Source organism: Aquimarina macrocephali (assembly GCF_051627225.1).
Taxonomy (GTDB): domain Bacteria; phylum Bacteroidota; class Bacteroidia; order Flavobacteriales; family Flavobacteriaceae; genus Aquimarina; species Aquimarina macrocephali.
The window spans coordinates 4,762,996-4,782,467 of sequence record NZ_CP151795.1 but is presented as its reverse complement, the minus strand read 5'-3'; the positions used below and the strand labels follow the sequence as shown (position 1 = coordinate 4,782,467).

The 19,472-nt window shown below is 31.2% G+C and carries 14 protein-coding genes and 1 other RNA gene; 9 read left to right on the top strand and 6 right to left on the bottom strand.

The window, feature by feature from the left end:
* Nucleotides 1–5: 5 nt before the first annotated feature.
* Nucleotides 6–563, bottom strand: coding sequence for an RNA polymerase sigma factor (locus AAFU52_RS21195; RefSeq protein ID WP_438423464.1), 558 nt, complete (start codon nt 561–563; stop codon nt 6–8).
* 222 nt (nt 564–785) lie between these two features.
* Between AAFU52_RS21195 and AAFU52_RS21190 the strand changes: the two genes are divergently transcribed.
* Together AAFU52_RS21190 and AAFU52_RS21185 are read left to right on the top strand one after the other, a co-directional pair.
* Nucleotides 786–2,039, top strand: a complete 1,254-nt coding sequence (locus AAFU52_RS21190; protein ID WP_024770042.1) for a S8 family peptidase — start codon at nt 786–788, stop codon at nt 2,037–2,039.
* A 396-nt stretch (nt 2,040–2,435) separates the two neighbouring features.
* The gene (locus AAFU52_RS21185) at nt 2,436–5,033 is read left to right on the top strand and encodes a CHAT domain-containing protein (RefSeq protein ID WP_161635279.1); all 2,598 of its coding nucleotides are present in this window, start codon (nt 2,436–2,438) and stop codon (nt 5,031–5,033) included.
* 137 nt (nt 5,034–5,170) lie between these two features.
* Here AAFU52_RS21185 and AAFU52_RS21180 read toward each other — a convergent pair whose 3' ends face one another.
* Nucleotides 5,171–6,085 (bottom strand): hypothetical protein, encoded by a 915-nt coding sequence (locus AAFU52_RS21180; RefSeq protein WP_438423463.1) that lies wholly within the window; start codon nt 6,083–6,085, stop codon nt 5,171–5,173.
* A 228-nt stretch (nt 6,086–6,313) separates the two neighbouring features.
* On the opposite strand from AAFU52_RS21180, the gene AAFU52_RS21175 reads away from it, so the two are divergent.
* From AAFU52_RS21175 to AAFU52_RS21165, 3 genes are all read left to right on the top strand, one after another.
* Nucleotides 6,314–7,603 carry a hypothetical protein gene (locus AAFU52_RS21175; protein ID WP_438423462.1) on the top strand — a complete coding sequence of 430 codons (1,290 nt, stop codon included), beginning with the start codon at nt 6,314–6,316 and terminating at the stop codon, nt 7,601–7,603.
* Nucleotides 7,604–7,763: 160 nt separating this feature from the next.
* Nucleotides 7,764–9,527, top strand: coding sequence for a T9SS type A sorting domain-containing protein (locus AAFU52_RS21170; RefSeq protein WP_438423461.1), 1,764 nt, complete (start codon nt 7,764–7,766; stop codon nt 9,525–9,527).
* A gap of 169 nt (nt 9,528–9,696) precedes the next feature.
* Nucleotides 9,697–10,278 carry a tRNA-(ms[2]io[6]A)-hydroxylase gene (locus tag AAFU52_RS21165; RefSeq protein WP_024770037.1) on the top strand — a complete coding sequence of 194 codons (582 nt, stop codon included), beginning with the start codon at nt 9,697–9,699 and terminating at the stop codon, nt 10,276–10,278.
* Nucleotides 10,279–10,342: 64 nt separating this feature from the next.
* On the opposite strand, the gene AAFU52_RS21160 is transcribed toward AAFU52_RS21165, so the two are convergent.
* Entirely contained in the window at nt 10,343–13,264 is a 2,922-nt protein-coding gene (locus AAFU52_RS21160; protein ID WP_438423460.1) for an FAD-binding and (Fe-S)-binding domain-containing protein, read from the bottom strand.
* Nucleotides 13,257–13,739: an Lrp/AsnC family transcriptional regulator gene (locus tag AAFU52_RS21155; RefSeq protein WP_024770035.1), complete on the bottom strand. Its 483-nt coding sequence runs from the start codon at nt 13,737–13,739 to the stop codon at nt 13,257–13,259. Before AAFU52_RS21155 ends, AAFU52_RS21160 begins: the two co-directional genes overlap by 8 nt.
* 163 nt (nt 13,740–13,902) lie before the next feature.
* Between AAFU52_RS21155 and AAFU52_RS21150 the strand changes: the two genes are divergently transcribed.
* The 3 genes from AAFU52_RS21150 to AAFU52_RS21140 all read left to right on the top strand — a co-directional run bounded on the left by AAFU52_RS21150 (nt 13,903) and on the right by AAFU52_RS21140 (nt 15,933).
* Entirely contained in the window at nt 13,903–14,715 is an 813-nt protein-coding gene (locus tag AAFU52_RS21150) for a DUF1338 domain-containing protein (protein ID WP_024770034.1), read from the top strand.
* A gap of 90 nt (nt 14,716–14,805) precedes the next feature.
* The gene (locus AAFU52_RS21145; RefSeq protein WP_024770033.1) at nt 14,806–15,300 is read left to right on the top strand and encodes a hypothetical protein; all 495 of its coding nucleotides are present in this window, start codon (nt 14,806–14,808) and stop codon (nt 15,298–15,300) included.
* Between the two features lie 93 nt (nt 15,301–15,393).
* Nucleotides 15,394–15,933, top strand: coding sequence for a hypothetical protein (locus AAFU52_RS21140; protein WP_024770032.1), 540 nt, complete (start codon nt 15,394–15,396; stop codon nt 15,931–15,933).
* Nucleotides 15,934–16,017: 84 nt separating this feature from the next.
* Here the strand turns inward: AAFU52_RS21140 and bshA are convergent, their stop codons facing one another.
* Together bshA and rnpB are read right to left on the bottom strand one after the other, a co-directional pair.
* Entirely contained in the window at nt 16,018–17,145 is a 1,128-nt protein-coding gene (gene bshA / locus AAFU52_RS21135) for an N-acetyl-alpha-D-glucosaminyl L-malate synthase BshA (RefSeq protein ID WP_024770031.1), read from the bottom strand.
* Between the two features lie 67 nt (nt 17,146–17,212).
* An RNA gene (gene rnpB, locus AAFU52_RS21130) (RNase P RNA component class A) lies at nt 17,213–17,521 on the bottom strand.
* A gap of 127 nt (nt 17,522–17,648) precedes the next feature.
* On the opposite strand from rnpB, the gene AAFU52_RS21125 reads away from it, so the two are divergent.
* Nucleotides 17,649–19,460: a DNA polymerase III subunit gamma/tau gene (locus tag AAFU52_RS21125; RefSeq protein ID WP_024770030.1), complete on the top strand. Its 1,812-nt coding sequence runs from the start codon at nt 17,649–17,651 to the stop codon at nt 19,458–19,460.
* Nucleotides 19,461–19,472 lie beyond the last annotated feature (12 nt).

Genomic DNA, 19,472 nt, shown 5'->3' with positions numbered 1-19,472 from the left:
TCATATTAGTAAAACCGACTATCAGATTTTATCATTTTAATTAACTTGTTTTTACACTTAAATATTCGTTGCCTAGCTGTATTAATAGTAGCATAAGATAGCTCCTTGATAATCTCTTCATAAGAAACGTCATTAAAAAAAAGTGACAAAATCTCTTTACAATTATCCGATAGTAGTGCAAATTTTTCTCTATACAGCTCTAATTGTTCTTGCTCTAACACAAATAAAGCAAAATCAGTATCTTTATCTACTAGTGTAGTAATAGCATCTTTTATTACCCGTTTTTTTTGTTTTTCCAACTCTCTTCTCCAAATATTTTTACAAATTGTAAACAAATAAGCTTCAAAACAATCGATATTAAGTTTTCTTTCTCTAACTCCTATAACAATATACAATAGTGATTCTTGAAAAACATCTCTAGCCTGCTCATGAGTACCTTTATTTTGTAAAATAAATCGTAATGCTTTTGGAAAAAATCTTTCATAAATCTCGACAATAACAACACTATTATTTTGCAAGAGTGCAGTGATAAACTTATCTTTTACATTTGTAATATCTTTCATGAAGTTAACCTCTTTCGTTTTCTTTTTTTATTATTGATAAGATTAAATCTAAACACTTATTTCAAAATATATAAATCAATACCCTAGAGACAAACCTTAGGAAACCAACCCCCTTAATGGAAGATTAAGCAATCATTATTTTCAATTTATTTAAAATATATGGGTAATAAATTTATTATTTATGCACCATACGATAAAAGTAACATTTAAAACACAAATAAAATGAAATGCTTAAAACCTTTATTGCCTCTATTAATAATATATTTCTTCATTTTTGGTTGTACAACTCAGGATATAGATAAACCAGTAACAGATCAGAGTTTTAGTAAAAATAATCCTGTTAATCTACCTATTAGATCTGCAAATGAATTAATTATAGCATATAAACAAGGGGTTAATACTTCCATGAAAAATAATTTAAGAAGAAAATATAACGTAAAACGATTTAAAAAATGTGATTGTACTAATGATAGAATCGAGAAATGGGAGTTCGATCCAAGTGTAGATATTGAAGGAAGAAATGATCAAATCACTCAAGAAGGAGGTATAGAAGGAACAGATTATCAATTTTTTTATACCAATGAAAACACATCACCAACAACCTTAACAACAATTACATCTAGTCATAGTAATTCATTAATTACCTCTTTTTTAAAACCTAATTCTACTATAACAATTGCTATTCTTGATACTGGTATAAATTTAAATAAACTACCATATAGAGATCCTTTTTTATATACTTCAACATCTAATGCCAGACTTTGTAAAAAAAATGAAGAAGGAGAAGAAATATCTGGTTGGGACTTTATAAATAGTGATAATGATGTATATGACGATAATGGGCATGGAACCATTGTAAGTAGTATTATTAAATCTAAATTAGATAATGAAAACATTACTGATTATCGAATATTACCAGTTAAGGTATTTGATCATTTAGGAAAAACATCCACTTTTAAACTATTATGTGGTTATTTATATACTGTAAACAAACCATCTGTTTCTATAATTAATATGAGTTTTGGATGGTATAGCGCTCCTAGTTCATTGCTTTATAAGTTTATTTCTGAAAACCCAGATATTCTTCACATATCTTCTTCTGGAAACGATAATCATAATAATGAATCTGTTGCTCATTATCCCTCGTCATACAATAACAACAATGTTCTTGGTATAGGTAGTTTTAGTTTTCAAAACAGAGCAGAAATAGTAAAATCTTCTTTTTCTAATTATGGTATTACAAGTGTAGATTTTTTATCTATAGGGGATCAAGTATCTTTTTACGATAATGATGGAGCACTTTATCTGGTTTCGGGAACTTCGTATGCGGCTCCCTTAGTAGCGGCAAAGTCTGCTATATATTATCTATCTGGATATACAACACCCGTAGAGATCACAAATCAATTACGAATTAACGGAACATTATTGATTTCTGGATCACTGCCTACATATTATGGTGATAGAGTTATTGAATAAAATACCTCTGCTTAGGTGTTAATCCTAAAGCAAATAGCTTTATTTTTTTTAAAACAAAAAAGATTCTTATTTTAGAGGAGGCTGTCTAAAAAGTAATCCTTAGCTGTCAGACTAAGCTTGTCAAAATCATTAACTGATTGATTATAAATTGGTTTTAGACAAATTTAAGGCCGACAATGCATACGGTTTTTGACTTTTTAGACAGCCTCATTCTAACCCTACAATATGCGACTTTATTACTCTTTTGTTATATATTTATTTACTCTGCCCTCCATATATACTCAAAGTACTAAAGAGTTCTCCCTAGAGATTGAATATAAAAAGTTAGAAAATTCAACTTTAGAATACAATTGTAAAATAGAGAAGATTAAGACCCTTTTAGAAAGTAAAAAAGGTATGGATAATCCAATAATTACAAGTTATTTATATAATGAATTTGGGAAATTTAATGTTAGAAATAAAGATTATGAAAATGCTATATGTAACACTAAAAAAGCATTACATATTCAAAAACAATTTATAGACACCATTCCTTATAAGGTTAATAAAAGCTATAACAACCTTGCATATATGTATCTCTATTCTGGAAACAGAACAAAAGCTTTAAAAACTTTTAAAACCCTAATTAAGCAATCTCATAAAGATAGGTATACTATCATGGCATATACCATTGGTATTAACAATCTTTATATAGAACAAGGAGACTATTATAAAGCCATAGATTATCTTAACGAAGCAGAAAATATTATTAAACAAGCTAATGATTCTATATTAAATAAAGAAAAATACCGTGTTTACCTGAGCTTTTCGCGTGTTTATTCTGAAACAATGAAAAAGGATCATTATATAAAAGCCATCGAATATCTAAAAAAAACAGAAGAAAACATCTTACAACTATCCGAGCAACTTAAAACAAAAAATCAGATAATAATCTATGCCAGATATGGCTATATCTATGATAAAATCGAACAACACCAAAAAGCAATTGATTATTATAAAAAGGCATTAACATTAAGTTTAAAAACTAATCAAAAAAACAAACATAATATTGCTACAACATATAATGCTTTAGGATACATTAATGCCAAATTAGGTAAAGATCAATTAGCTTATGAAAATTACCAAAATGCCAAGCAATATGATTCCTTAAAAACCTCAATCTATGATAATCTAGGGGATTATTATTTAAAAAAGCAAAACCATGCAGATGCTTTAACAAATTACCAAAAAGCAATATTCTATGGTATAGATCAATATGATAATTTTGATTTAAAAAAACTCCCATCTATAGAGAAATTGGCGCAATCTTATGATAAGGTTAATTTAGTAAATGATCTTAAAGACAAGGCCAATGCATGGTTAGATTTTTTTTCAAAAACTAAAAATGAAGAATATCTTCAAAATGCATTAGAAACCATTACTCTTGCTGATAAATTAATAGATATTATTAGATTAGAAAGTACCGAACAACAGTCTAAATATTTTTGGAGGAAAAAAGGCATTGATCTATATATGCTGGCCACTTCTATTTGTTATGAATTACAGGATGCAAAAAAGGCTTTTTTCTTTATGGAAAAAAGTAAATCTTTATCCTTACTAGAAAATTTAACTCATGAGGAAGCCAAAAAGAGAGGGGGACTTCCTGAGGTCCTTCAAGAAAGGGAATATAGCTTAAAACATAAAATACATGAAACCATAGAACTACAAAAAATAGATACATTACTCTCTGAACCCGAAAAGCAATCTTTACTATTTAAACATAAAAAAGAATACCAAAACTTTATTAGTTCTTTAGAAAAAGAATATCCGGGCTATTTTCAATACAAAAAAGAAATAGCAATTTCTTCATTTAAAGAAAGTTATTCTAAAATCATATCTTCTTCAACAGATTTAGTACAATATATTATTACAAAAAATGAAGGATATGGTATTTATATAAATAAAGAAGGGGTTAACTTTTTTGAAATACAAGACATAAAACAATTACACAAAGAAATTAAATTTATTAATAAGTTTAGCACTAAACCACTTACCACGCAACAACAATTAGATGCTTTTAGCACGACATCTTTTTCTGTTTATCAAAAATTATTTCCTTTCGATAATGCTAATACTCTATTAAAAAACAAAAAGCTACTAATAATCCCTGATTATATATTGCAAAACTTTCCGTTTGAAACTCTAATTACAGCTCCTCTTCCCCAAAAAAAACGAACACCTTACTTAATATATTCTACAGAGATAAGCTATGCTTATTCTATGTCTTTATTAAAAAAGGTAGAGCAAAAAAAAAGAAACCCTACTTCTAACCTTATTGCATTCGCTCCTATACATTTCCAAAAACACAAGTTAGCTAGCTTGAATAGAAGTGAGTATAAAATGAAAGAAATACAAAAGTTATTTCCTGCTAAAATATTATATCAAGAACAAGCTTTAAAATCAAGTTTTATTAACAACGCTAACACATTTAATATCATACATCTATCCACCCATGCAAGTTCTACTAGTAATCATGATCCTTGGATAGCATTTTATGACGAAAAAATCACTCTAAACGAGTTGTATTTTGTTAAAAATCAAGCAGATTTAATAATCTTAGATGCATGCCAAACTAGCATCGGTGATATACAACCAGGAGAAGGTGTCATGAGTTTGTCGCGTGGTTTTTTTCAATCTGGATCCAAAAATGTAATCTCTTCATTATGGAATACCAATGAAAAATCAAGTTCAGAAATTATTCTTGATTTTTACAACCACCTAAAAAAAGGAAAAACAAAATCAGATGCATTAAGAAAAGCTAAACTTAGATACCTAAAAGAACATCAATTATCAGAAAACTCTCCATATTTTTGGGCACCATTAATTTTAACCGGTAGTATTGAAAACGTTACCTCTACTGTAAACAACAATAGTCACAACTATCTTTTTTTGGCCGTGTTTTTACTTATTATTTTATTAATTGGTAGTAGTATTTGGTATTATTACAAGTCATAATATGCTTTTAGAATTGTAAGCAATTACCATTCTAAGTCCGTTTAAACTACATTTTTATGTTATTTTATCAGACTCAGAATGATAAAAACCACTAATCTAAATAAGGAAATGTATTTTTGATACTTCCAAAATTATGATTAGTCACACCACCAACATCCATTATCAATAAATGCCCAAAAGAAATCAAATGAACTAAACCCTCCAAACTCATTGCCACACCAATGAATTCTTTGTGAACTTATAGGCTTTCCATCATTCAAAACTCCTTCAAATACAGATACTGGTTCGTTATTGTACCTATGCCAAACATAAATCAATTTATCATTAACCAAATGTTCTGTATAGGCTATTCCTGTAAATTTGGCTTCAACAATTTGATATTCCTTTAAATCCTTTTTAGTGATATTTAAATCTTCAAAAAACGATTCTAAAGTTACTTTTCTTCCTACAGGGTAATCTTTAGTTTTTATGATACCATAATCTTCATGATAATCCAAAGTAATTTCTTTTCCTCTAAAAGGAACTTTTACTTCCCCATATTCAAAATTACTTCTATCTACTTTGTATACTCCAGCAGGAATGGTAATTTCTTCCATTCCTAAATGTCTAGCCAGCTTTTTTCGTAGCATTACATCTTCTTTTAGTATAAAATCAGGCTCTTCTAAGCTTCTCGAAAACACCAGATGTAGTTTATCTCCCTCTATACGAAACGCTATTACTCCATTATCTTTATTCTCATTGCCATTCATCAACACCTTAAATGCTTCATGTAGTTGGTTTGCAGAACTTATTTGTCCTCCATTATTAAAAATAGACCCCCAACCAATAACAATATCTCCATCTCCATCTTTAAAACATACACCCGGACCTGTAGCACAGCTTCCAAAACTAAATTGCCAGTCCATAGATAAAGCCCATGGTGCCATGTGTACTCCTGAGTGTTTATACTCTGCGTTTTCTTTTTGAATAGAGATTATTTCTTCCTCTTTGGAACAAGCAAATGCAATAGCTAAAAATAATAAGAGCAATAATCTTGTTAAATGATTTTTCATGATTTTTGGTTTTAATTGTACCCTACTCTTTTTATATAGGTTTTTCGGGATTCACCTTTTTAAAAATAGATCGATCTATAACTAAGTATGAAAAACTAAAATTCATTACCCATTAAAAAAAATATTTTCTTTTATGGGTAATGAATTTCATGAATCTACACTTTACTAAGATCGATCATTAAAAAACTCAGAAAAGTTCTGGGGATATTTACTCTTAAAACATTTAGCATGAAATCAAATCAAAATATTAATTTATGGAAACTAAAAGAACAATTTTTAAAATGCATATCTGCTATTTTATGTATTGTTTTCATTAGCATAATATATAGTTGTGAAAAAGAAGAGATCACGAACAATGATCTAAAAAAAATAAACTTCAAAAAAGTTGGTAATTATACGCTTGATAACATTCCGATTATAAAAAACAATCAAGATATCAATCGACTAATGCAAAATCAAGAAGATAAAGACGAAGAGAAATTAAATAAATATTTATATGAAATAGCTCTAGCCACACGAGATTTAATAAAGGATGATAACTTTAATAAAACCATTATACAGATGGCAAAAGAGTCTAAAACCGAAACGGCATATTTATTAGAATTAGAAAAAGTTGCACCTCAATACTTTGAAATAATAAATAAAAATTTAAAAAACAATGGACTATCCTTACAAAGTATCGCAAATGATATGACCCATACTCCTATTTCTTCAAATCCCGAATATCCAGAAACAGCTGAAATAGAAAAATATTTACCTGCTATTTTTATTCCTAACCTGAATCAAATAGATCCCGACAAACAACCCATAATATCTCCAAACATCGAAACAGATTGTACCAATAATGAGCAAATAGAAGATTTTATTGTATCCTGGTATTTTACTAATAACGGAAAATTAAAAGAGATCATCTTAGGAGAAGAAACTTCTCTTAAAACATCTAACCCATTATTTTTAGTAGACCATGCTTCAGTATATGATAAAAATGAAAATGTTATACAACTAGGAGAAGAAAATTTAATAGAGTTGCCTGCAAGAAAAACCATAATCAGGTATGATTCTCATAACATAAAAATAAAAAATGGCTATCGGTATGAAAACGGTTGGGGAAACAAATCTGAATATGCAATTATTGGATATCATGTAGAAAACTTTCCTACCTATGATCTTATATCCGGGTACTCCAAAGATTTAGCTAAAGTTAAACCTAATCAGATAGGATCTACTTTATACAAACCTTCGTTACATGCATATGTATGGGTACCTCTTGCTACAAACAAATTTTATTGGAATACTTATGAACGAGATTGGAATAGATCACCTAGACCTTTGGGGTATTTTAATAGCCCTATAAACAGTTATGTGTTTAATTCAAAAAGAAGATATTATAATGATTGGTATGCATGGATTCCCAGTACTGTTAATATTCACAATACTCCTTTTGAGTGGTATGGGTGGGAAACTTGTGTCAATTTTACCAGTTGGAAAGCAGAATACCAAGTATGTAAAGTTGAATAGTAAGCCTTAGCCTTAGGATAAATGTATTGGAGAATAAACTCTGAATTAAAAAACTATTCTCCAATACATATTACCTCTGTTCTTAATAAATATCAATCATTTATAGCAAACACATACTTTATAAATCAAATCATTTTAATAAACTATAAAACTATATAACATGAAAAAAACACTAATAATTTTCATTTTTTATATCATCCCTATTTTATCCATAGGTCAAAATCTAGTTCTCAATCCTGATTTTGAAGATGGAAATGTTCCTACAAATCGTGGGCAAATAAACCTTGCTACGGGATGGAATCATCAATGTACAGATCCATTGATTTTTACAGCTGGGGGAAGCGGAGTAGATCTATTAGATAGATTATCAAGTAACTCTAATATACAAGTACCAAATAATATATATACTACGCCTGCCGGTTTAGAAGAAAGGACAGGAGATAATCGCTATGCACATTTGTGGCAAACTCAAAATGGAGGATCCACAGGAAACACATTGATAGGAGAACGTTTAAAAGGTACATTATCAGGCCCGTTAACCGAAGGAACTTATAATTTATGTTTCTGGGGTGCGCGTGCGAGTAGTGGAGTAATTTCAATTAGTGATCCTTATCAAATCATCGAAGTTTATGTAGTTAACGACAATGATTGTGCAGATGATGGGAAATGGATATTAACTACTCCAACTATGACTTTTGATGGTAGTGGCAATTCATTCTGGAGTCAATATTGTGCTAGTTTTTCCATTACTGCAGCAGAAGCAGGTTTGGGATATGATAGGATTTTGTTTAAGATTAAAGATCCTGCAACAGCCCTTATGATACACAGTCAATCTGTTTATATAGATGAAGTAGAATTAAAAAAGGAATGTGAGGATATTACCATAAAAATACCAAAAAAAATCAAAATATGTGATTCTGATTTTCAGGAAATCTGTGCTCCACTAGCTCCATTTGGTAGCACATATACATATGAGTGGTGGGGTCCACATCCGACATTACCTATGAGTACTTTATTGGCAACTACTCCTTGTTTTACTCCTTCCAACTACGGTTCATATCTTTTAGTTATAACCGATGAAAATGGTTGTAAAACTACATATTCATTTACCATTATAGAAGATGAAGGACCTATAGTTTCTATACCAGATATATATTATTGTAATGAATTCCCTTCTCGATTAATTGGATTCGACTCTGACCCTATTGGACCAACGTTATATCGATATTCATATGAATGGACATATAACGGTGTTCCTATAAGTGGACACTCAGGAGATTATCAAATTCCTCCTATGGGAGATGGTGAATATTGTGTTACTATTAATTGGCCTTCTAATACAGGCCGATGTTCTTCAACAACCTGTTTTACGGTTAAAGAATGTTGTAAACCTGATCCTTCCTTTAATACATATTTTAGTGCATCTGCAACATCAAATAACCTGGTGATTAGTAATATTACCTCACATGCAGATGAGTATGACGAAGAAACATTTTACATTTATAAAAAATGTACAGGAGACATTAGCTGGTCTTTACTTAATTCTTTTACCAGAACAGGAGCCGCGATGTATACTTCCCTGTCTTTGACAGTAGATCATACTTGTGAGTATAAGATTCAACATGTGGTCAATCAGATTTGTTTGCAAAAAAGCTTTGTGTCTACAGTATACTTAAATGAAACCCGAAATATTAATATTTCTCCAAATCCTTTTATAGATCATTTTAAAATAACTATAAAAGATTTTGAAAAACTGAAACATATAACCATACGTGTCGCCAATCAAAGCGGGAAAGAATTCTATAATACTACTATAACAGAAGATAATCATCAAGTACAAGCAGCTAGATGGCCTGCTGGATTATATTTCTGTAAACTTACTATTGATGGAAAAACCTATATAAAAAAACTAATAAAAAAGTAGATTTAATAATTTTGAAAACTAAACTGAAATTTTGAAAAATTAAAGAATATGTTTTCTCAAATACAGATGGAGTGTAGCTTTTATAGTTGCATTCCATCTTTTATTTGATATATAACTATTGCGAAATGTGTATATTTGCATTAAATTAATCCTTCTTAAATAAAAAAATATGCTTGGTTTAAAACTGGCAACAGATCCACGTTGGGCAGCTCTCGCCGAAACAAATATCGAAGAAATCTTAACAGACCACGCATGGTGCGAACAAAAAGCAGCCACAAATGCCATTACCATTATTACGTTAAATTCTGAACATACCGATTTGGTTACTGATTTATTAGCTTTGGCACAAGAAGAATTACAGCATTTTGAAATGGTTCATGAAATTATTAAAAAGCGGGGTTATAAATTAGGTCGAGAACGAAAGGATAGTTACGTAAATGAATTGTTTAAGTTTGGTATTAAAGGCGGTAGTCGTAAGCAAAGTCTGGTTAACCGATTATTATTTTCTGCAATGATCGAAGCAAGAAGTTGCGAACGATTTAAGCTTCTTTCAAAAAAAATAAAAGATCCTGAGCTATCAAAATTCTATCACGATTTAATGATTAGTGAAGCTGGTCATTACACGACATTTATTGGTTTTGCACGTAAATACGGAAAAGGTATTGATGTAGATAAACAATGGGATGATTTATTAAAATTTGAAGGAGAAATTATTCAGAACTACGGCACTTCCGAAACTATACACGGATAATGTTTTATACCAGTTAGATTTTGAATCCTACATTTATTTGAAACTTCCAATTTTAAAATCTTATTTATACTAAAGCATTTTTTAGAATACTAATGGGATGTAACGCTTCTCGCTCTGTCCCATCTTTTATTTGATGCCTGCAACTAGTACCTACAGCAACGACAATAGTGTTTTCAGGTGTTTTCCTAACCGACGGAAATAAGGTTTGCTCTCCTATTTGCATACTAATATCATAATGTTCTTTTTCATATCCAAAAGATCCTGCCATACCACAACATCCAGATGGAATGATAGTAACGTTGAAGTTTTTGGGTAAATTTAGAATCGAAAATGTATCGTGTATACCAGATAAAGCTTTTTGGTGGCAGTGCCCATGTATTTTGATTGTTTTGGTATCGGCAGTAAACAAATCAGCAGTTATATTTCCGTTTTCTATCTCTGTATGTAAGAATTCATCAATCAAGAATGTATGTGCTGCAACTGATATTGCTTTTTCTTTATCATCAGCTAATCGTAAATATTCATCTCTAAAGGTAAGTATCGCAGAAGGTTCTAATCCAATCAAAGGAATTTCTTCAGTAATATAATTACTAAACGTTTCAATATTATGATTTGCTAGAATTTGGGCTTGTTTCAACAATCCTTTTGATATAAAAGTCCGTCCGCTTTCTTTATGATCAATTATCTTTACTTCATACTTTAATTTGGTAAGTAATTCGATAGCATCTATCCCAATTTCGGCATCCAGATGATTTGTAAATTCATCTATAAAAAAGTACACCGTTTTCACAGGTCTCTTAGGTTGTATATTTTTTAAATTTTGCTTGCACCAACCTCTTAGAGATTGCTTGCTTAACAAAGGCAAATTTCGTTCTTTGGCAATACCTAAAGAGGATTTTAAAATCCCAGATGTTAACGTATTGGTAAAGAAAAAATTTGTTAAACCAGGAGCGATTCTCCCCATATCATTTAATCTGTTACTATAAGCAAAAAGCTTTGTACGTAACGATACTCCATTTTCTTTTTGATATTGATATTCGAATTCTGCTTTCAGCGCAGCTACATCTACATTAGAGGGACACTCACTAGCACATCCCTTACAACTTAGACAGAGGTCAAAAACTTCTTTTAATTCTTTATTATCAAATTTATTAACCTTTTCACTATGGGTTAAAAACTCTCTTAGTGTATTTGCTCTACCTCTAGTAGTATCTTTTTCATTTCTTGTAGCCCGATAACTGGGGCACATCGTCCCTCCTGCTTCTACAGATTTTCGGCAATCACCGCTACCATTACATTTTTCTGCAGCTCTTAGAATTCCCATCGAGTCGGTAAAGTCAAAAATAGTACCTATCTCTGGTTCTTTTCGATCTATTTCATATCGTAGTTTTTGATCCATGGGATAGGCATCTATAATTTTACCTGGGTTAAAAATAGAATTAGGATCAAAAGTATTTTTAATACGTTCTAATATTTTATAGTTGTCCTCACCAATCATAAAGGGTATATATCCAGCCCTTACAATACCATCACCATGTTCGCCACTCATAGAACCTTGGTATTTCTTTACCAAAGATGCTACATCATCTGTTATTTTTTTAAATAGAACTACATCATTACTCTTTTTTAAGTCCAGAATAGGCCGAAGATGAATTTCTCCCGCTCCTGCATGTGCATAATACACAGCTTCTTGATCATAAGACTTCATTAAATCTGTAAATTCTGATATATACTCTGCTAAATCAGGAATAGCAACCGCCGTATCTTCTATACAAGCAACTGCTTTTTTATCACCAACAATATTACCTAATAACCCTAATCCTGCCTTTCTTAGTTCTAAAGCCTTATCTATTTCTTCCCTACGTAAAATTGGATTGGCATAGCTTAACTTTGAATTATCAAGAGTTTTTAATAGGTCATCTTTTTGCTGTTCTAAATGATCAGCATCATCTGCTCTAAGCTCCAGCATGAGGATTGCTTCTGGATCATCAACAATAAAAAAACGATTCTTTAATTGTTCGATATTATTTTTTGTACAATCCAAAATGGTTTTATCCATCATTTCACAAGTGAATAACGAATGCTGCATTACAGGCACTACTGCTCTCATACAATCATCAATAGTTCTAAAATGCGCTGCAATCATTAATGTTTCTTCTGGAGGAAGTTCATCTAACTGCAATGTAATTTGTGTAGTAAAAGCCAATGTACCCTCACTTCCAGCAAGAAGTTTACACATATTAAAATGTGTATTCGTGGTAGAAAAAATCTCAGAATCAATCAGTTCATCAATAGCATAACCTGTGTTGCGACGATGAATTTCTCGTTTTGGAAAATGAGTAGCAATTTGTTGTTGGATTTCTTCAGAAGAAAGTTCGGTATAAATCTGGTTGTAGATTTCTCCTTCAAGAGTGTCTAAATTTCGTTTTTCTTCAAAATCATTTGATGATAGTTCAGAAAAAATGACTTCACTACCATCGGATAATATCGTTTGTAATTCTAATACTTTATCTCTTGTAACACCATATTGAATAGATGTAGTACCACTACTATTATTGCCTACCATCCCTCCAATCATACAACGATTAGATGTTGATGTATTGGGACCAAAAAATAGTCCATACGGTTTCAAAAAACGATTAAGATCATCCCGTATTACTCCTGGTTGAACGGTTACCGTTTTTCTTATTTTATCTATTGCGATTATTTTGGTAAAATATTTAGAAACATCCACCACAACCCCATCTCCCACACATTGTCCTGCAAGTGATGTTCCTGCTGTTCTGGGAATAATACCAATACCATATTGAGATGCAAAAGCAACTATTTTTTTCACATCTTGTATTGATTTTGGAAATGCTACTGCCAAAGGAATTCTACGATATACTGAAGCATCTGTAGCGTATAAAGAAGTAATCAGAGTATCAAATTGTAATTGACCTTCTAATTGGTCTTGTAAAGATGTCAATATACTTTTATCAATCATATGAAATATTCTTTCCTAAAGAATTTAAAGATACCTGTCTCCTGAAATTAGTATCAAAACAAATAAAACTATCCGTTCCTGCGACTCCATCGATCTGATGTACTTTTTCATACAGAATCTTACGCAAATGATGATTATCAAATGCAAAAATAAGAATGAAAATAGCATAATGTCCTGAAACATAATTACATTCTAATATTTCCGGAATTTCTTTTAAACCATCAACTACTTCTTTTGCATATCTAGCCTCTCTTAAACGAATACCAACATAAGACTTCGTTTTAAAACCAATTTGTTTCTCATCTACTACAAACTCGGCTTTCTTTATTACACCACGTTTCTTAAGTTTTTTAATTCTCTGATGTACCAAAGAATTAGAAATTTTTAAATTCTCTGCTATTTGAGAAAAAGGCTTCCTTGCATCTTCGCGTATCTGTAATAATATCTGCTGATCTATATAATCAAAATGATTCATACCAATAAAAAATTTAAAACATCCACAGTCAAAATTGATAATAAAAACAAAACATTATCTTCAATTTGACACAAAATCTATATAATTGGAACTAAAACCAATATATATACACGCAATAATAGTCAAAAATAATAATTTTGTATCAAATAAAAACATAATTAAAATGAATTTGACTCATTTTTTTGAAGAACTTTGGAAACAATACACTGCAAAAACTCCTTCTGCACAAAAAATTAAATCTTTGTTTGAAGCAGAAGGTAATACTGTTTTTAATGATCATATTGCAATACGTACTTTTAATGATCCCAGAGTAAGTATCGATGTTCTGGCAAAACCCTTTATTGCAATGGGTTATGAACCCAAAGGAGAATATCATTTTAAGGCCAAAAAATTATACGCAAAACATTTTGAGCACAAGAGTAATCTTAACGCTCCAAAAATCTTTATTAGCGAATTACTTCTCGAAGAGTTTTCTGTAGAATTAAATAACATAATCCAAAACACCATAAATCAAACAGATCATAAGATTTTACAACAAGAAGATCTTATTCTAAAAGGCAGGATTTGGGCCAAACCATCCTTTGAGATATACAAAACACTCCTTTCTACATCAGAATATGCAGCCTGGGTATATGTTAATGGCTTTTGCTCTAATCACTTCACAGTAGATGTTAATAAGCTTCAATCGTTTAAAGATTTATCTCAAGTTAATGAATTTTTAAAAGAGAATGGTTTCAAAATGAATACTTCTGGAGGTGAAATAAAAGGCTCTCCATCCCAATTACTAGAGCAATCCAGTATTTTGGCTGATGTGGTCAAGGTAGAATTCGAAGAAAACGTTAAAGAAATCACATCATGCTATTATGAATTTTCATACCGTTACAAAAATAATCAAGATGTTATTTTTAATGGATTTATAGCTGATTCTGCAGATAAGATTTTTGAGAGCACCGACATGCAGTTACAAAGTAGTTAATTTAATCTTAACAAAGATTTAAGATTTATCCTTACAGAATAGAAGATTTATGACGTTATAGTCGGGAATAGGAAATTACTATTTACGATTATGACGAAGTATATATTTTTTATAATTCCCTTTCTATTTCTTTGTATTTATAATATACAGTCTCAGGAAATTTCTAAACATACTATTGGTTTACGTATTAGCGAAGGAGACGGTTTTTGGGCCGAAGCTTCATATCAAAATGCTTTAAGTTCTAAAACACGAATAGAATTAGGACTTGGAGCGCAAGGCAAAAGAAACTACAATGCTCTAAAACTAACAGGGATATACCAATGGGTTTTTAATATTGACGGAGGTCTAAATTGGTATGTTGGGCCAGGAATTGGAGGTGGATTAGTTGATTTTGACTCTAATATTGTACGTGATGATGATTTAACCATCTTTGGTTTTGTAACAGGAGATGTAGGTATTGAATATAATTTTGATTTCCCACTATTAATCTCACTGGACTTCAGACCAGAGATATACTTCGATAGTTATACTAATGATGATATCATCTTTAATTTTGGCTTAAGCGCCAGATACAAATTTGATTAACACTTTTAATACACTAGTTTTACACACAAGACTTTAAAACACGCTAACCATTTCTATTATTATAATCAATTAAAATTTTTAAAAATTAAAATCATGAAAAAACTTTTTTTTGTACTATCAATCATTATTTCGGCTTCACAACTGCAGGCACAAGATATTCCTGAAAATGCTATAGGAATTCGGTTATCAGATGGAGTTGTTGGAGATGAAGGGTTTGGTCCCGAAATTACATATCAACGACAAATAATAAGTGAACACAACAGAATTGACGCTAATTTAGGTTTTAAAACAAATTCTTTCATCTCTACGTATCGTGGTGGAGTATTTTTTCATTGGACATATAATATCTGGGATAAACTAAATTGGTTTGCTGGTCCAGGTGTAGGTGCAGGGTATATAGATTTTAAAACCCGATACCTTGGTGTAATTATTGGTGATGTAGATAGAGATGCTGAATTTTTTCCTTACATAGGAGCAGATTTTGGAGTTGACTATCGTTTTGATTTTCCACTTCAGGTAGCATTTAGTATTCGTCCAACATTTGATATTCATGATATAGATCAATCAAATGGATTTAGAGATGTAGACAATACAGGAGTAAATGTTGGTATTTCTGCCAGATATACATTTTAGACATACCATTATAATAAAGTAATAACTAAAACACCGTTGTCATGTAAATGATAACGGTGTTTTTAATTTTATAAATAAATGATATTATACTGCAGCCAAAGCACTCTCATACATTTTGAGATATAGAGGAATAATACTACTAATATCAAATTTCATTGCTTCTTTATATGCATTTTCTTTAAAGACTTCTAATCTGCTATCATTTTCCAGAATTCTAATTGAATTTTCTGACATACCTTTTACATCTCCTACATCACTCATATATCCAGAAACACCATGAGTATTAACTTCTGGGATTCCTCCTGCATTACTTGATATTACAGGTACCTTATTTACCATCGCTTCTAATGCAGCTAAACCAAAACTTTCTCGTTCTGATGGAAGTAAAAACAGATCAGAAAAACACAATATCTTATCTATTTCATTACTATTACCGAAGAACACCACTTTATCTTTTATACCAAGTTCTTTACATCTTTGCTCAGCTGGTTTACGTTCTGGGCCTTCTCCAACCATCAATAATTTTGCAGGCATCTTTTTCTGAATATTATAAAAAATATCTACAACATCTGTAATACGTTTTACAGCTCTAAAATTACTAATATGAGTAACAATACGCTCTTCTGGAGTTGCCATAAGTTCTCGTTGACAATCTGTAAAACTGGTTTTTCTTTGACTTGCATCAATAAAATTAGGAACGACCTCTATATCGTTTTTGATATCAAATAAACGTAATGTGTCGTCTTTAAGGCTTTGAGACACAGAAGTAACAATATCACTTTTATTGATACTAAATGTTACTGCAGGTTTATAAAAAGGATGGTTTCCTACTAAGGTAATATCTGTCCCATGCAATGTAGTCACCATAGGTACATAAATTCCTTCTTCTTCAAGCATTTTTTTTGCCATATATCCAGCATATGCATGCGGAATAGCATAATGAACATGAAGTACGTCTATTTTATACTTTTTAATCGTATCAACTAATTTACTAGACAATGCCAATTCATATGGTTGATAATGAAAAAGAGGATATGTAGGTACGTTTACTTCATGAAAATGAATATTCGGATTTAACAGATTGAGCCTAACAGGTTGTTTGTAGGTAATAAAATGTACTTCGTGGTTTAGTTTTGCCAAAGCAATTCCTAATTCTGTGGCCACCACCCCACTACCTCCAAAGGTAGGATAACAGACTATAGCAATTTTCATTCAAATAATTTTTCTTGTCGTACAAGGTACAAGAAAATTGATATTGGGTATTGTTAAAAGAGTTGTAAAAAAAAGCAGATCATAAGCCGGATTCTGTTTCCCGATACATCAGGATCCTTATCATTTATCTAGACTGATAATTACTTATCAGTTCAAACCGCCTACCCTCCAACATTGGGCGCACAACCCTCAAAAGCTGGTTTACATGGCGTTGCACCGCATAGAGTTTACCTGGTTTCACTACAGCATTACCTGTACATACTTTCTGCTGCACTTGTCCTCGCCTTACGACGGACGGGCGTTACCCGCTATACTGTGCTATGGTGTCCGGACTTTCCTCTCCCGAATAACCAGGAGCGATAAGGTGATCTGCTTTGTGCAAAAGTATTATAATTCTGAACTTAGAATTCAGAATTCAGAATTATTTTTTGGGTGTTAATAACTAAAGATAAAAACCGATAGCTATAATTTATTTTTTGTAAGCAATTTTTAACTTTGTAACGATGGAGCATTTTATAGTATCAGCACGTAAATACAGACCCCAGACATTTAAGGATGTTGTAGGGCAACAGGCAATTACTAATACGCTGCTTAATGCTATAGAAAACAATCATCTTGCACAAGCATTATTATTTACTGGTCCAAGAGGAGTAGGAAAAACTTCGTGTGCCAGGATTCTGGCAAAAACAATTAATCAGGATGGAAATGAGCATCCAGATGAAGATTTTGCCTTTAATATTTTTGAACTCGATGCTGCTTCAAACAACTCTGTAGATGATATTAGAAGCCTTATCGATCAGGTACGGATTCCACCACAAGTAGGAAAATATAAAGTATATATTATTGATGAGGTTCATATGCTTTCTCAAGCAGCTTTTAATGCCTTTTTGAAGACATTAGAGGAGCCTCCTAAACATGCTATTTTTATTCTGGCAACAACAGAAAAGCATAAAATTATTCCAACAATTTTATCACGTTGTCAAATATTTGATTTTAAACGCATTACAGTAACCGATGCTAAAAATCATTTAATGCAGGTAGCTTTACAGGAAGGAATTACTGCAGATGAAGATGCTTTGCAAATTATCGCTCAAAAGGCAGATGGCGCAATGCGAGATGCTTTATCAATCTTTGATAGAGTTGTTAGTTTCAGTGGGAAAAATTTAACCAGACAGGCGGTAACCGAAAACCTGAATGTATTAGATTATGAAACTTATTTTAAAACTACCGATTTAATACTTGAGAATAATATCCCACAACTCCTTATAGAATATAACGAAATTCTTGCTCAAGGTTTTGATGGGCATCATTTTATATCTGGTCTTGCATCGCACTTTAGAGATTTATTAGTATGTAAAAATCAGGCTACTATCAATCTTCTAGAAGTAGGACAGCAAACAAAAGCTAAATATTTAGAGCAATCACAAAAAGCTCCGCATGGTTTTCTTATTAAAGGTATTGAACTTGCTAATGATTGTGATCTAAAATACAAAACCAGTCGCAATCAAAGACTGCTGGTTGAGTTATGCCTAATGCAACTTGCCTCTATCCTTGTGGATGGAGAAAAAAAAAATGACAAACCCTTCATAATTCCTCCTTCTTATTTTAAGGAAAAGGGAATTAAGCCAGTTAAAATTTCATCTGAAATAAAAGAAAAGGCTTTAGAAAAAACTGAAAAACAAAATAGCACACCTCCTCAAGTAGAAGAAAAACCAGAACCTTCAACTACTCCAGTTTCTGAGGTTACACAAGACAAAGACACAGAATCTCATATTCAAGAAGATGATTCTGAAGATACAATTACCGTTGAAGCTCCTGTTGTAATTGAGAAAAAACCAGTTTTAATAAATAAGGAACGTAAAACTTCTGGATTATCACTAAGTAGTATTAAGAGGAAAAAAGAACATGAAGAAAGTAAAGAAGAACAGGTAGTTGATCCTGAAAATTTACCAAAAGAGGAATTTACAGAATCACAAATGCAGGAAGGCTGGATAGAATATGGTAAAATGCAAGATAAAAAAGGAGAGCGTATTATTGGATCTATGTTTGCCATGAATATCCCTACCCTTGACAAAGGTTCTATCTCATTAGAGTTGCCTAACCAATCGATGAAAATTGATATGGAAGCTGCTCAATCCGGGTTATTACAATTTTTATTCAAAAAATTAAAAAATTACAGTATTGAAATGAAGATTACTGTAAACGAAGAGGCTTCTAAAAAGTATGCCTTCACCCCCCAGGATAAGTATGAAAAATTAAGAGAAAAAAATCCTCTTATTGATAAGCTACGTTCCTCTTTTGATTTAGATATTTAATTTGATCTTGTC

Excerpts from the sequence above, each read along its gene's own strand:
- bshA (WP_024770031.1), bottom strand. The coding sequence starts at position 17,145 with ATGAAAATTGCTATAGTCTGTTATCCTACCTTTGGAGGTAGTGGGGTG.
- AAFU52_RS21125 (WP_024770030.1), top strand. The coding sequence starts at position 17,649 with ATGGAGCATTTTATAGTATCAGCACGTAAATACAGACCCCAGACATTT.
- AAFU52_RS21155 (WP_024770035.1), bottom strand. The coding sequence starts at position 13,739 with ATGAATCATTTTGATTATATAGATCAGCAGATATTATTACAGATACGC.
- AAFU52_RS21140 (WP_024770032.1), top strand. The coding sequence starts at position 15,394 with ATGAAAAAACTTTTTTTTGTACTATCAATCATTATTTCGGCTTCACAA.
- AAFU52_RS21185 (WP_161635279.1), top strand. The coding sequence starts at position 2,436 with ATGGATAATCCAATAATTACAAGTTATTTATATAATGAATTTGGGAAA.
- AAFU52_RS21195 (WP_438423464.1), bottom strand. The coding sequence starts at position 563 with ATGAAAGATATTACAAATGTAAAAGATAAGTTTATCACTGCACTCTTG.
- AAFU52_RS21175 (WP_438423462.1), top strand. The coding sequence starts at position 6,314 with ATGAAATCAAATCAAAATATTAATTTATGGAAACTAAAAGAACAATTT.
- AAFU52_RS21145 (WP_024770033.1), top strand. The coding sequence starts at position 14,806 with ATGACGAAGTATATATTTTTTATAATTCCCTTTCTATTTCTTTGTATT.
- AAFU52_RS21170 (WP_438423461.1), top strand. The coding sequence starts at position 7,764 with ATGAAAAAAACACTAATAATTTTCATTTTTTATATCATCCCTATTTTA.
- AAFU52_RS21190 (WP_024770042.1), top strand. The coding sequence starts at position 786 with ATGAAATGCTTAAAACCTTTATTGCCTCTATTAATAATATATTTCTTC.
- AAFU52_RS21165 (WP_024770037.1), top strand. The coding sequence starts at position 9,697 with ATGCTTGGTTTAAAACTGGCAACAGATCCACGTTGGGCAGCTCTCGCC.
- AAFU52_RS21180 (WP_438423463.1), bottom strand. The coding sequence starts at position 6,085 with ATGAAAAATCATTTAACAAGATTATTGCTCTTATTATTTTTAGCTATT.
- AAFU52_RS21160 (WP_438423460.1), bottom strand. The coding sequence starts at position 13,264 with ATGATTGATAAAAGTATATTGACATCTTTACAAGACCAATTAGAAGGT.
- AAFU52_RS21150 (WP_024770034.1), top strand. The coding sequence starts at position 13,903 with ATGAATTTGACTCATTTTTTTGAAGAACTTTGGAAACAATACACTGCA.